Here is a 14,001-nt window from a genome sequence, read left to right as displayed (position 1 = left end):
ATTCAGATAGATGCGCGGTAGTGGGAATTTTAGTTCAGTGTTTTAGTCTGAAATGGACATGCATCGCTTTGCTGACTACTGTTTTATCTGTCACATATTGCATGTCCGTGTGATGTGAAAGAGGAGTCATTGAACAATGTCTGATGAGAGCCATTCATATTTACATACCGCTGAAGATGGCATCAGCCGTTGCTGGTGGGGGAGTGATGATCCGGACTATCGTCGTTATCATGATGAAGAATGGGGCCGTCCTACAATCGATGATTTTAAGTTGTTTGAGAAGATCTCTCTTGAGGGTTTTCAGTCGGGGCTTTCCTGGCTCACTATCCTGCGCAAGAGAGAACATTTCCGGGAGGCTTTCGCCGGGTTTGATTTTAATAAAGTGGCTCTGTTCGATGATAATTCTGTGCTTTGCCTGCTTCAAAATGCGGGCATAGTCCGACATCGGGGCAAGATTGAAGCCACGATCAATAATGCCGGTCGTGCCTGTGACATCGTTGACGAGTTTGGATCACTGGCTGCGTATATATGGCAATGGGAGCCTGATGCGCCGGAGCCACATATCGGCAAGGGCGAGTACAATCATCCCATCCCGAGCATTACCAGAACTTCTCAGGCCTTAAGTAAAGATCTTAAAAAACGCGGCTGGAAATTTTTTGGCCCGACCACAGCCTATGCCTTCATGCAAGCCATGGGGCTGGTGAATGATCACATGGAAGGGTGCGCTTGCAGGCACGAGGTAGAAGCCTTGAGATTAGCATTTAAAAAACCGAAGTTACTCTGATATTACTGTAGTCATGAATTGAGTGGCTCGATAAAAGGCGCGATGATGGCGCGGGGAAATCAACAGAGGCCTTGGCTCGCTATGTAAAGCATATAGCCTTGCTGGGATGTTGTTATACAAAACGCTGGGATTTCTGTTTCTGGGTTTAGGGTTTGTCGGGGTATTTCTGCCCCTGTTGCCGACTACGCCGTTTATATTGCTGGCGGCAGGCTGCTTTGCTAAATCATCAGAGCGTTGGTATGGCTGGCTGCTGGCCAACCGTACATTTGGTCCGATGATTAGAAACTGGCAGGAGCAGCAATGCATCTCCTGTCATGTCCGACGCATTGCTGTGTTATCCATGTTGATCTTTGGTGGTTACGCGGTCATCTTCGCCTTTGAAGATCCGTACTTTATCGCCTTTGCTGCCACGGTTGTGTTGCTCTCTCTATTCTCGGTATTGCGTTTGAAACTGTGTGCACAATAAATAAATTCCTGATTACGCACAAAGTTCAGCTATTTTACGACCTGTTTATAAAGAGCGAAAATACACCCTTTAACTCAAAAACATAACTACAAGCGAGCCACGACACACGAATTTCCACGAATAAGGCAACAATCAGAAATAAGAATAAAAAATGGATGTGAACGTTGGATAAATAAGGGGTGTACACAGTTTAAACATAAATCACGAATTAGTAATTCGTTCCCTAGGGGAGCCTCTCTTGCTACGCATCACAGGCATTTCCTACAGTCACAATTCATCTTCTGTGCATTCGTGTGTCGTGGCTAAGATTATTTTCTTCTGTGGCTCTGTTTAATCGTTGCGTTTGAAGCAGTGTACCCAGACTTTGGCATCATCATTCCACTCCATGCCTTTATGCATCATCAGGATTAATGATTTGTAGGCATCCATCGATTCATAGCCTTCAGCGGTAGCACCGCGATCACCCATTTCGCCGAGGGTTTCGCGTTTTAGATCAGTGACAATAAACGGCACACCATCCAGTTCAAACGCTTCGCCAGGATAGGCGTAAACACCATCACGACGCTGTTCAGTTTTTTGACCGGAAAGGGCTGCGGCCACCAGTTTGGGATGACGAACCAGACGATCTATCTCGCATGTTTTTTCAGGGTAATTATTCATTCTTTCACCTAGCGTGAGTTATTTTATTTAATCATAATAGTTGCTTAAGAGATATAGATCATGTGCTGCTTTATATCTTTGTGGCGTCGAAATTCACGTCGCAAAACGCTTTGGCCATTTCGATTGCCAAGGATAAATGCTGACGTGCTTGCTCGCAAATATCATCGCCCAGTTCAAATGCATAAGTGCGGATACTCAATACATAAGCTGTCGGAGCAGGGCGGCCATACACCTGTTGATAGGTATAGATCAGCGCACCCGGATTCATGGCATGGGTGGTGTAGCTGTCATCTTTTTCAGACGGCAGCAGGCGCAGCGCGCACTCCTCTTCGCACGACATATCCGCATCGATAAAGAGAATGCGATCGCGATCCACCAGATCGGTGACATGCTCAATTTGCAATTGCATGTCCGTCAAACACTCAATATCGGCGGCACGACCGCTATCAGCCAGATACGTTTGCATAGCCTCAATCAAGGCTGGGCCGACAGCATCATCACCGCGTCCAGGGTTGCCGTAACCGAATAGCAGGATGGCAGGCGTGCTGCTTGCGATAGTCACCGTTTAAGACAAACGCTCGAATTTCCCGTCACTACCCTTGCTGAGCTGATCCACCATATTACCTGCGCTATCCACCAGTTCGACCTGTAGGGGCATTTTACCCAGCGCATGGGTCGCACATGATAAACATGGATCATAGGCGCGTACGGCGACCTCAAGGTGGTTGAGCAGCCCTTCAGTCACTTCATTGCCTTCAATGTAATGATTGGCAACAGAGCGTACGGATTCATTCATGGCTTGATTGTTGCTGGTGGTGGATACGATCAGGTTGGCTTTTTCAATCAAACCCTCTTCATCAATCTTATAATGATGGAAGAGGGTACCACGCGGTGCTTCAATCACACCAACACCTTCACGGCGTTTTTCACCGGTCACGACCAGATCATCACCGGAAATATCCGGATCATTGAGCAGGCGTTCAATCGCTTCCGCACAGTGCAATACTTCGATCATACGGGCCCAGTGATAAGCCAGTGTATCCTGTACCAATGCACCGCCGCCATAGGCTTTGAAGCGTTGACGTGCTTCTTCAGCCAATGGGGTGTTGATGGAATCACAGTTGTTCACTCGTGCCAATGGGCCCACACGATACCAGCCGTTCTCTTTACCGAGTTCGGTCAGGTAAGGGAACTTCATATAGCTCCATGGGCGAATCTCTTCACGGATGATCTCTTCATAACCACGGTAATCGAACTGGTCGAACAGTGAGTCACCATTGGCCAGGTTGGCACGCAGACCACCATGATAGAGCTCTAACTCACCCTTGGGGCCGACCATGCTTAAGAATGGTGTGTTCAAGGTGCCAAAACTCTGGTTTTCAGCATTGGTCATATGCAGCTGTTCATTGAGCAATACCGCATCCATAGACCAGGCTTTGATGTCCTCAATATCAGCTAATAGCGTATTGCGTTGCTCTTTAGTGAGTGATTTGTTCATGCCGCCGGGGATGGCTGCGGAACCGTGTACACGTTTACCCATGATCGCAGCGATAACCTGTTGGCCATATTTGCGCAATTTCACACCTTTGATGGCAACATCAGGGTGTTTGTCGATGACGCCGACAATATTGCGTTTGGCCATATCACTACCAAAACCGAACAGCAGATCCGGAGAGGAGAGGTGAAAGAAGTGCAAGGCATGCGATTGCATGGTCTGACCGAAATGCAGCAGCTCTCTTAATTTCAGACTTGTAGGTGTTAATGACTCTACACCGACCAGTTGATCCACTGCTTTCGCTGCAGCCAGATGATGACTGACCGGGCAGATACCACACAGGCGCTGAACAAAGGTTGGCACTTCCCCGTAGGGGCGTCCCTGAATGAATTTTTCAAAACCACGAAACTCGACGATATGCAGTCGTGCTTCCTGAATATGATTATCATCATCCATCAGCAGGGTGATTTTTCCATGACCCTCTACGCGTGAAATGGGATCGACGGCAAAACGACGCGATCCGTTTGCTGTGGTTTGACTGTTTACTTGGTTGGATGGCATAGCATATTCCTCGTTAATCGTAGTGCAGAATGTCTTTTGGCAGGCTGGGTTCTTTGCCTTCGAGCAGGTCGGTTAATACCTTCATGAAGGCGTCAGCCGGTGGCGGGCATCCGGGTAGATAATAGTCGACATGTACTACTTCATGAATGGGGTGAACCTTATTCAGTAGTAGTGGAATTTCCACATCGTTGGGAATCATGGGGTTATCGACGCCAACGCCATTCAGATAGGCTTCTTCCAGGCACTCGGTTAAGGTGAAATGGTTGCGCATGGCTGGCACGCCGCCATTGATGGCACAGGCACCAACCGCAATGACAATCTTACAATTCTCGCGGAACTCTTTGAGTACATGCACATTTTCTGCATTGCACAGACCGCCTTCAATCAGGCCGATATCACAGGTGTTACTACAGTGTTTGATGTCGGTAAGTGGGGACCGATCAAATTCAATGTGTTCGATGAGTTCGACAATACGTTCATCAATATCAAGAAAGGACATATGGCAGCCGAAGCAGCCCGCCAGTGAGGTGGTGGCGACACGAATTTTATTACTCATCAGTATGCTTTCCTTTGCGCAAGATAACCGGCTCAACACCGGGTTCAGCAACACTGTGCAGGTCAAAGGTGCGTCGGCCAATTGGCACTTCATAACCATGTTCTTTGATCATGATGGCACCTACCGGACAAATATGCGCAGCCAGATCATCGCGATCAATATCTGTATCGACCAGTTTTCCGGAAGGAGCGTTGACGATCAATTTAGCAGCGCTGCCACGGCCGGCAATATCAAAGACATTTTTGCCATCAACTTCACGGCTGGCGCGTACACACAATGCACACAGAATACAGCGGTCACGATCAATGATAATGCTGGCATGGGAAGCATCAACTTCGCGACGTGGATAAAATTGTGGAAAATGACCATCGAGCATATCCAGATGATATGCCACTGCTTGCAGCGTGCAGTCGCCGGTCTTTTCGCAGGATGGGCAGAAATGATTGCCTTCGACAAACAGCATTTGGGTGATGGTTTTGCGTACTTCATTCAGATCTGTTGTGTTAGAACTTATCTGCTGTCCTGCCGTGGCGGGCAGGGTACAGGATGATGCACTGCGCCCATCCACATCCACAGTACAGAGTTTACAGCTGCCGTGCGGCTTTAAGCCGGGCCTGTGACATAGGTGTGGAATATAGATGTCCGCTTCGAGGGCGGCATCCATAATAGTTTGTCCTGCTGTGAAAGGAATCTCACGGCCATCAATGGTGATGGTTTGATTATTGCTGTCACTCATTAGAGGTGTGCCTCCGCATCATCGCGTTTGGTGAGCTGGCGTGCTTCTTCAAGCGCTGCATCCAGGTCAAAATGGGGTTCATAGTCACTGTGTACCAGTTTTGCATTAAACAACTCAGGGAATCGTTCCAGAGCATCGAGAATCGGGTTAGGGGCAGTTTGGCCCAGTCCGCAGTGTGAGCGGCGTTTGACCAGTGCTGCCATGCGCCGCATCTCATCGACATCATATTGCGTGCCGCAACCTTTGCAGATTTTATCCAGTCCATTTCTGAGCAGCGTGGTGCCGACACGGCATGGTGTGCAGAAACCACAGCTTTCATGGGCAAAGAAGTGAGCAAAATTTTGAATGACCTTGAGCAAATCACAATCTTTACCGAAAATCATGAATGAGCCGCCGGTGGCAAGGTCTTCAAAACCAAGTTTGCGTTCGAATTCATCGGGCCCGATCAATGTGCCCGATGGGCCACTGACCTGAATGGCTTGTACATCTTCTGCACCACAATCATCCAGAATCTGTTGAATACTGACCCCGAAGGCATACTCATATGCGCCGGGATTGAGGCAATCACCGCTGATACTTAAAATTTTGCTACCTGCAGATTTATCAGATCCGTGTGCGTTGAACCAGTCGCTGCCATGCACGGCAATGTGAGCCGCAGCAGCTAGTGTTTCAACATTGTTCACAACAGTGGGTTGGCCGAGATAACCGCAGGTAACCGGGAACGGGGGACGTACACGCGGGACGCCGCGTTTCTGCTCCATCGATTCAATCAGGGAAGATTCTTCCCCGCATATATAAGCACCAGCACCGATAATAATCTCGATGTCAAAGTTGAAATCCTGTTGTGCCAAGATTTTTGTGCCAAGCAGGTTGGATTCTTGACGGTTAGTCAGTACTGCCTGCAGGACGGGTAACATATAACGGTATTCTGCACGCAGGTAGAGATAGCCTTTTTGCGCGCCGATCAGATAACCGCAAATGGTCATGCCTTCGAACACCGAATGGGCGTGGCTGGTGAGCAGGATACGGTCCTTGAATGTCCCCGGTTCACCTTCATCGGCATTACATACGACATAATGCGCATCGCCGACTGCTTCGCGGCAGAACTTCCATTTCATACCGGTACTGAAACCGGCACCGCCGCGTCCTCGCAGACCGGAGTCATCAATGCTGGCAAGCATGCTTTCGGCACCTTGCTTGATTGCAGCCAGCAGACCAGAACCCGGTTCAAATGGTGCGCTTAACAGGAGGCCATTTTTGCGCACATTATCATGCACTTCAAACCATTCGACGGGCCACTGTTCAAGCGGGGTACTGTCCTGGATGTATTCAGCAATCAGATCCAGTCGTTGGTTGGAGAGTTGGGTGATCGTGCGCCCGTTGATCAGTAGCGCAGGCCCCTGATCACACATGCCTATACAGGATGCATCGCTAATGCTGACAGCTCCATCGGCCCTGGTTTCACCTGGCATAACGCTCAACTGATCACACAGGTATTGCATCATTGTCATATCACCGCAGCTGGTGCAGTTGCTGAACATGATATCAAAGCGGCCACGCGCACTACGGTGGAAAAAGGCATAGAAGTCGATGGCAGCTTCTATCTGGCTGACAGGTAGTTTCAGCTCTTCAGCCAGATCCGTGATGCTCTGTTTCGGAATATGGTGAAGCTGTTGCTGTATGTCATGTAGTCGATGCAGCAGGTGATTATTGTAGAGATGATCGCTGTTCTCATTGCTGATGAGATTTGTATGGGTGTTTAAGCCATGATGTGGTTTCAAGAGAGGCTCCTTTTGCGCGGGTGCATTATAGCGAATAAAATAGAAGTATGAAAGGGGGTAACCACACTTTTTTTGTATCTTTTTAAAATATGTTTTTTAAGGTGGGTTTTCATAAGAAAAGCCCGTTGTTTGTTATCCCGACCATCATGCTGCAGCCGAGGAAGATAGTGGTTGTTCCAATGCCCATCAGCAGATACTGATACAGGCCGTTATAGCGTGTGCTGGTGTGACGGAGAGGCAGTATGATGGCGATGGAAAGTAGCGCCATGCCTGCAATAGAACCGATGCCGAACAGGGTAATATAGATAAGACCCATTGAAAAAGAGTGTACACTTTGCAGTGTTAATACGATCAGAGCAGCAGAACCTGCCATGCCGTGCATGATACCGACCAGCAGCGCACGCATGGGGAAAGGGGTGGAAGGGTGGCGATGTTCATGATCGCTGTTGGTGTGTGTTGTGGTGTTGATGTGCGTATGTGCATGAAAATGCACCGTGCCATTCTGGTGCTGATGGGCGTGGAAATGCAGATGTTTTTTCATGGCGCGCCGCAGCACATCCACACCGAGTACGACCAGCATGATAGCAACGAAGAACTCCAGCATCATGGCGATCTGTTCGGGAATCATGTTGTCGAGCAGCATCACGGCAGAGCCGAAAATAAACAGGGTGATCGTATGGCCTACGCCCCAGACTGAACCCAGACGGATGGATTCACTTATACTGGAAGAGCGTGTTACCAGTGATGCCACTGCCGCCACATGGTCTGATTCGATCGCATGTCGCATGCCGAGCAGAAATCCGATAAACAATATCTCAAGCATCTGTTGCTCCTGATAATCGTGTTGCTGCAGCGATAGCAGCCTGACCAAGCGAGAGCCCGCCATCATTGATGGGAGTCTGTTGAGCGATCAGTACGTTGAAACCCGCAATTTCAAAACCGGAAGCCAATGTTTCGAGTAGCAATCTATTTTGAAATGCGCCCCCGCAAAGTACGATGCTCTCCACCGCGTGCTTACGGCATAACTGCGTGGCTAACTCAGCAACTGCGGCAATGACAGTGTGGTGAAAGCGGGCGGCAATGATGCTTTTATTGACATCGATTTTGAGATCGTGAAGCAGGTCGCGCCACATGGACTGCCAGTTGATCTGCATGATGCCATCGTTACTGCTATCGCTTTTGACGCAATCCAAACGGTATGCATAGGCAGCCGGTTGCGTGCTAAATGCCTGTTGTGCCAGAGATTCAAGTGCAATCGCAGCCTCTCCTTCGTAGCTGGTGCCGTTCAGACAGATGCCCAGTGCTGCGGCGACCGCATCAAACAGACGACCGCAGGATGAGGTGAGCGGACTGTTTATACCTTGGTCGACCATGTTGCGCATAAGTGTTAATGGTTTTGTGGATAGAAAACGCAGCAGATCCGTGTCGCTGAAGTCGGATTCGCGTTCATTCCAGCCCAGGCCAAACAGGTGTGCTGCGGTATTGCGCCATGGCTCACGTATCGCTTGTGTCCCTCCCGGCATGGCAACCGGCTGAAAGCAGCCCAGACGCGTGAATGATGTGAAGTCGGCCAGCAGAAACTCTCCACCCCAGATGGTGCCATCTTCGCCAAAACCAAGCCCATCCAGTGCGATACCGAGCACGTTACCGGTAGTTACTGGCATGCGATGTTCGGCCAGTACCGCTGCAATGTGGGCATGATGATGTTGTATGCTGAGCAGATCTGTTTCAGAAGTTTCTGATATCTGTTGTCCCAGTTGGGTGGAGAAATAGTCCGGGTGTTTGTCCACAGCAATCAGCTCAGGCCTGAATGTAAACATCTGCTCGTACAGCGTGAGTGTATGCCGGTAATCATGATGGCTTTCAGCGTGTTCCAGATCACCCAGATGTTGCGATACAATAGCCTGACCATCACGCAGTTGGCAGAAGGTGCTTTTGAGTTCGCCGCCCATGGCCAGGACGGGTGCAGCCGATGTGAAACTGTCATGCAGCAGTACAGGAGCAGGCGCATAACCACGGGCACGCCTTAACAGGCGGGTGTCATGATGCATGACCATGGCGACGGAATCATCCAGTCGATTGATGATGTCGCGATCATGTAGTAGAAAATAGTCGGCGATACCAGAGAGGCGTTCGCGGGCATCTTTATTGGTGATGCATTGCGGTTCATCGGAACGGTTACCTGAAGTGAGGACTATCGGGCCATTCATTTGAACCATGAGCAGATGATGCAGGGGAGAATAGGGTAGCATAAAACCGAGTCTGGACTGACCGGGTGCAATGGCTCCGGAGAGTTTGCTGTTTTGCGGTAGAGATTCAAGCAGTACGATAGGTGCTGCTGAAGCGTTTAACAGAGCTGATTCCTGTGCTTCTATTTTGGCATAATGCGCGATGCTTTGTTGATCTTTCGCCATCAGTGCAAAGGCTTTGCTATAGCGTTGTTTGCGTGAGCGCAGGCGAAGCACGGCATTGTGATTGCTGGCATCGACGGCCAGATGGATGCCACCAATACCTTTGATCGCAACAATATGACCTTGATGTAGCAACGCAGCTGTCGTTGTAATGATTTGCATTGGCGATGTTGCATCCGGTAACAGATTACCGGTTGCATCTTCGAGTGTTAGTTGTGGCCCGCAATCAGGACATGCGTTGGTTTGGGCATGAAACCTGCGATCGGAAGGGGTGTCGTATTCACGCTGACAGGCGGGGCACATGGGAAACGCATCCATGCTGGTGTTGGCACGGTCATAGGGTACTGCTTGTACAATGGAGAGGCGCGGGCCGCAGTAGGTGCAGCTGGTGAACGCATAAGCGTGATGACGATCGTTACTGTTGCGAACCTCTGCCAGACAGTGGGGGCAGGTGGCTGCATCCGGGGTGATCGCGGCACTTACCCGGCCTTCGGTCTGACTCTCTGCAATAGTAAATATTGATGGTGTATCGCTTGTAATAAACGATGATGTTTCCATATGATCAATGCGGGCAAGTGCTGGGCTTTGCGTCACAATCTGATGCTGAAAATCTGTGAGTGCACCCTCATTGCCCCATGCGTGAATGACAACACCTTCAGCATCATTCCAGATACTGCCGGTGATACCTAATGCAGTGGCGAGGTGCCACGCAAAGGGTCGGAAACCGACGCCTTGAACCAGACCATGAATGCGGATGGATAGTGCCATGATGATACTTCAGTTGTTTTAGCAGATGCGGGGCAGTTGTTCGCTGGCTAACCAGTCGACAATGCGCGAGCCGCCGAAAGATGTTTGCATCTGTACCATATGATGATCATCAGCTACTACTGTACCAATGATGGCTGCATCACGCCCAAGTGGATCCGCTTGCATGGCAGCGATCAGGGCATCGGCATCGGCTGCATCACAGATACAGATTAATTTACCTTCGTTGGCAACATATAAAGGGTCCAGTCCGAGCAGTTCACATGCGCCCGTCACTGCAGCTTTAACGGGGATGGATGATTCCTCAAGCAACATGCCGACAGATGATTGCAGGGCCAGCTCATTGAGTGTGGTGGCCAAGCCACCGCGGGTAGGGTCACGCAGACAATGGATGTCTGGAGCAACCTCTACCATACGTTTTACCAGCCTGTGTAGTGCAGCAGAATCGGATTGCAGGGTGGTTTCAAAGGATAAGTTTTCACGACTTGAGAGTACGGCCATGCCGTGATCACCAATGCTGCCAGATAAGATAATCACATCACCTATGCATGCACGCTCGCCGGAGATATTGATGCTATCAGGCACAACACCTACACCGGTCGTGGTGATGAACACGCCATCACCATTGCCTTTCTCAACCACTTTGGTGTCGCCCGTAACAATGGGGACACCGGCTTCACGCGAGGCTTTGGCCATGCTGATGACGATTTGTTCCAACTTGGATAGTGGAAAACCCTCTTCCAGAATAAAGGCGGCAGAGAGATAGAGTGGCTTGGCGCCGGACATACAGACATCATTGATGGTGCCATGCACGGAGAGGGAGCCGATATCACCACCGGGAAAAAACAGGGGTGAAATCACATGGGCATCGGTACTGATCACCATGCGTCCTGCCGGCACATTGAAAGCCGCCTGATCGTTTTGTTGACGCAGCAGTTCGTTGTCGAAATGAAACATGAATATTTGATCGATGAGTTGCGCCATGGCACGACCACCACTGCCGTGGCTCATGTTGACAAGGCCGTGCTTGATATCAAGTTTACCTGAATAGGGGCGCATTATGCTGTTCTCTCCTGTTGCGCTGTTGCTGTGTCGGGTTGGCGAAAACGGCCATAACTCCAGTATGCAGCACATGAACCTTCTGATGAAACCATGCAGGCACCCATCGGGTTTTCAGGCGTACAGACCGTACCGAACAGTTTGCAGTCGGTGGGTTTGTTCAGGCCACGCAAGATGGCAGGGCAGAGGCAGCTTTTCACATCACTGCTGGTAATGTGTTCGATAGCAAAACGTTGTTCTGCATCCCACTCGGCATAGATATCACGAATTTGCAGCGCACTGTTCGGCATCATGCCAAGCCCGCGCCATTCAAAGATTGGGCGCAGTTCAAACACTTCCTGCATCAAAGCCTGGGCTTTACGATTACCTTCATCGGTGACGACGCGGGTATATTCATTTTCCACTGTAACCCGCCCACTATTGAGCTGGCGAATTAACATCAGCGTGGATTGCATGACATCGAGTGGTTCAAAACCGGCAATGACGATCGGTGTATGAAATTCAGTGGCACAGAATGCATAAGCCTGACTGCCAATAATGGTGCTGACATGCGATGGGCCTAATATGCCATCGATATTGGCACTTTGATCGCCATCCTGTTGCAAGATATGACGCATGGCAGGAGGGGTGAGCACATGATTACAGAAGACTGAGAAATTGTTTAAGCCTTCCTGTTGCGCAACTTGCAGAGCAACAGCTGTGGGTGGTGTGGTCGTTTCAAAGCCGATAGCAAAAAAAACCACCTGTCGATTAGGGTTCTGACGTGCAATTTGTAGTGCATCCTGGGTGGAATAGACCATGCGGATATCGCCACCATCAGCCTTGGCTTTGAGCAGGCTCATCTGTTTAGTGGCAGGTACACGTACCAGGTCTGCATAGGTGCAGAGGATTACATTATGGTCTTGAACCAGTTTGATGGCATTATCAATACGCCCTTTGGGTAACACACATACAGGGCAACCCGGGCCATGCACAAAATTCACGTTTTCAGGCATCAGATCCTGAATACCAAAACGGAAGATAGCATGGGTGTGACCACCGCAAAATTCCATCAGACGGTAATCTCTATCGCTCTCCACTTCGTTGGCAATAACTCTGGCTAATTTGGCCGCGACATCACCATTACGAAACTCATTGACGTATTTCATGAGGATGCCTGTTCATCTTGATTGTTCATGACTTCAAGCTCTTCAAACAGGGCCAGCGTGCTTATGGCTTCCTTTTCACTGAGTTTATGCAGGGCAAAACCCACATGAATCAGGAGGTAGTCACCAATGTTTACATCATCCACCAGCACGGTGGAGACATCTTTTTGTATGCCGGATAAGTCGACGGTTGCCATTTCACTGCTTTCATTCAGTGCGATGACAATGGCTGGAACTGCTAAGCACATATTAAGCGTCCTGGTCTATTGTTATTTGCTGTGCTGTCGTTGTCTGAATGGATTGATGCAGATCCAGTAACCATTGATACCACTGTTCCATGCCTTCACCGGTGGTGGCTGAGACCTGCAGGATCGTAATGCCCGGATTAACGCGTTGGGCATAGGCGATGCATTGATCAACATCGAAATCAAGATAAGGCAAGAGATCTGTTTTGTTCAGCAACATCAGACCTGCTGCATGAAACATGTCCGGATATTTGAGCGGTTTATCTTCACCTTCCGTGACGGATAAAATAACCACCTTGTGCGCTTCACCGAGATCAAATGAAGCAGGGCATACCAGGTTGCCTACATTTTCAATAAACAGCAGGCTGTTATCTTCGGGCTTAAGGGATTCAAGGGCGTGGCCGACCATATGCGCATCCAGATGGCAGCCTTTGCCAGTGTTGATCTGAATCGCTTTTACACCAGTGGCACGAATACGCTCTGCATCAAGCACTGTTTGTTGGTCACCTTCTATGACAGCCAAGGAAACTTCACCCTTGAGATCATTCAGGGTGCGCGTGAGCAGGGTGGTTTTACCGGAGCCGGGGCTTGAGACCAGATTGAGCGCCAACATGTTGCGTTGGTTGAAATAGCCTCTGTTGTCTGATGCATAGGCATTATTTTTACTGAGGATATCCTGCTCTATTTTTAAAATACGTGAAGGGCTGATACCAGCAGCATGTGTGGCCATCAATGCATTTTCATGATGATGCCCGTGGGAGTGGTCGTGGGAATGATCGTGGTCATGCGTGTGAGCATGCTCATGAGTGTGGCCTTCAATGGTTGTGTCGCCTTCAGCGCAACCGCATGTTGTGCACATTATTGCACCTCCAGTTCTTTAATTCGCATCTCTTCACCTGCTAAAATATTCAGAGGGTAGTGTCCACATGCAGGGCAGAGGTCAAAACGTGCCGAGACCTCTGTCTGCTGTTTACAGAGTGGACATGCTGCATGCCCCTGAACGTGAATAATTTCCAGTTTGGCAGCATCTGCGATCGTGTTTCTGGCGATGGCATCAAAGCTGAAACGCATCGCTTCGACTTCAACACCTGCCAATGCACCGATTTCCAGCCACACTGTAGTGACCTTGTTAAAATCCTGCTCATCTGCCTGTTGTTCGATCAATTGTATAACGCCTTCGCACAGTGACATCTCATGCATGCGTGAACTCCATAACATCGCAATTAACATTTCTATTCTGAATGAGCCGCATAATTATCCTTGATGATTAACCCATGATTAATCTGTTGAATAGAATGACGGAAGAGCGGGAGTGATGATTCCCGATCCTCTTCTCG

15 protein-coding genes are annotated in these 14,001 nt (G+C 49.5%); 2 read left to right on the top strand and 13 right to left on the bottom strand.

All coding sequences use genetic code 11. From position 1 onward, the window contains the following. Positions 1–136 precede the first annotated feature (136 nt). A complete protein-coding gene (locus D8Y20_RS03450; protein ID WP_121541649.1) occupies positions 137–784 on the top strand; it encodes a DNA-3-methyladenine glycosylase I in 648 nt (215 codons plus the stop codon). 106 nt (positions 785–890) lie between these two features. Next, complete coding sequence (locus D8Y20_RS03445; RefSeq protein ID WP_121541648.1) at positions 891–1,250, top strand: YbaN family protein; 360 nt, start codon at positions 891–893, stop codon at positions 1,248–1,250. Positions 1,251–1,580: 330 nt separating this feature from the next. Here the strand turns inward: D8Y20_RS03445 and D8Y20_RS03440 are convergent, their stop codons facing one another. The 13 genes from D8Y20_RS03440 to hypA form a co-directional block, all read right to left on the bottom strand. Continuing rightward, positions 1,581–1,910: an ASCH domain-containing protein gene (locus D8Y20_RS03440; protein WP_121541647.1), complete on the bottom strand. Its 330-nt coding sequence runs from the start codon at positions 1,908–1,910 to the stop codon at positions 1,581–1,583. A gap of 70 nt (positions 1,911–1,980) precedes the next feature. Beyond that, positions 1,981–2,472 carry a hydrogenase maturation protease gene (locus tag D8Y20_RS03435; protein WP_121541646.1) on the bottom strand — a complete coding sequence of 164 codons (492 nt, stop codon included), beginning with the start codon at positions 2,470–2,472 and terminating at the stop codon, positions 1,981–1,983. Between the two features lie 3 nt (positions 2,473–2,475). Continuing rightward, complete coding sequence (locus D8Y20_RS03430; RefSeq protein ID WP_121541645.1) at positions 2,476–3,966, bottom strand: Ni/Fe hydrogenase subunit alpha; 1,491 nt, start codon at positions 3,964–3,966, stop codon at positions 2,476–2,478. A 13-nt stretch (positions 3,967–3,979) separates the two neighbouring features. Next, positions 3,980–4,522, bottom strand: coding sequence for an NADP oxidoreductase (locus D8Y20_RS03425; RefSeq protein ID WP_121541644.1), 543 nt, complete (start codon positions 4,520–4,522; stop codon positions 3,980–3,982). Next, entirely contained in the window at positions 4,515–5,258 is a 744-nt protein-coding gene (locus tag D8Y20_RS03420; RefSeq protein ID WP_121541643.1) for a 2Fe-2S iron-sulfur cluster-binding protein, read from the bottom strand. The genes D8Y20_RS03425 and D8Y20_RS03420 overlap by 8 nt, the downstream gene beginning before the upstream one ends. Next, complete coding sequence (locus tag D8Y20_RS03415) at positions 5,258–7,000, bottom strand: NADH-ubiquinone oxidoreductase-F iron-sulfur binding region domain-containing protein (protein WP_121541703.1); 1,743 nt, start codon at positions 6,998–7,000, stop codon at positions 5,258–5,260. Before D8Y20_RS03415 ends, D8Y20_RS03420 begins: the two co-directional genes overlap by 1 nt. Positions 7,001–7,148: 148 nt before the next feature. Next, positions 7,149–7,862, bottom strand: a complete 714-nt coding sequence (locus tag D8Y20_RS03410; RefSeq protein ID WP_121541642.1) for an urease accessory protein — start codon at positions 7,860–7,862, stop codon at positions 7,149–7,151. Continuing rightward, the gene (hypF, locus tag D8Y20_RS03405) at positions 7,855–10,218 is read right to left on the bottom strand and encodes a carbamoyltransferase HypF (protein ID WP_121541641.1); all 2,364 of its coding nucleotides are present in this window, start codon (positions 10,216–10,218) and stop codon (positions 7,855–7,857) included. The genes D8Y20_RS03410 and hypF overlap by 8 nt, the downstream gene beginning before the upstream one ends. An 18-nt stretch (positions 10,219–10,236) precedes the next feature. Further along, positions 10,237–11,274 (bottom strand): hydrogenase expression/formation protein HypE, encoded by a 1,038-nt coding sequence (hypE, locus tag D8Y20_RS03400; RefSeq protein ID WP_121541640.1) that lies wholly within the window; start codon positions 11,272–11,274, stop codon positions 10,237–10,239. Next, the gene (hypD, locus tag D8Y20_RS03395) at positions 11,274–12,422 is read right to left on the bottom strand and encodes a hydrogenase formation protein HypD (RefSeq protein ID WP_121541639.1); all 1,149 of its coding nucleotides are present in this window, start codon (positions 12,420–12,422) and stop codon (positions 11,274–11,276) included. Before hypD ends, hypE begins: the two co-directional genes overlap by 1 nt. After that, complete coding sequence (locus D8Y20_RS03390; RefSeq protein WP_121541638.1) at positions 12,419–12,667, bottom strand: HypC/HybG/HupF family hydrogenase formation chaperone; 249 nt, start codon at positions 12,665–12,667, stop codon at positions 12,419–12,421. Before D8Y20_RS03390 ends, hypD begins: the two co-directional genes overlap by 4 nt. A 1-nt stretch (position 12,668) precedes the next feature. Further along, complete coding sequence (hypB, locus tag D8Y20_RS03385; protein ID WP_121541637.1) at positions 12,669–13,523, bottom strand: hydrogenase nickel incorporation protein HypB; 855 nt, start codon at positions 13,521–13,523, stop codon at positions 12,669–12,671. Next, complete coding sequence (gene hypA, locus D8Y20_RS03380) at positions 13,523–13,864, bottom strand: hydrogenase maturation nickel metallochaperone HypA (protein WP_121541636.1); 342 nt, start codon at positions 13,862–13,864, stop codon at positions 13,523–13,525. The genes hypB and hypA overlap by 1 nt, the downstream gene beginning before the upstream one ends. Positions 13,865–14,001: the final 137 nt, after the last annotated feature.

This window comes from Mariprofundus sp. EBB-1 (genome assembly GCF_003665155.1).
Taxonomy (GTDB): Bacteria; Pseudomonadota; Zetaproteobacteria; order Mariprofundales; family Mariprofundaceae; genus Mariprofundus.
This window is presented reverse-complemented; position numbering and strand designations above follow the sequence as displayed.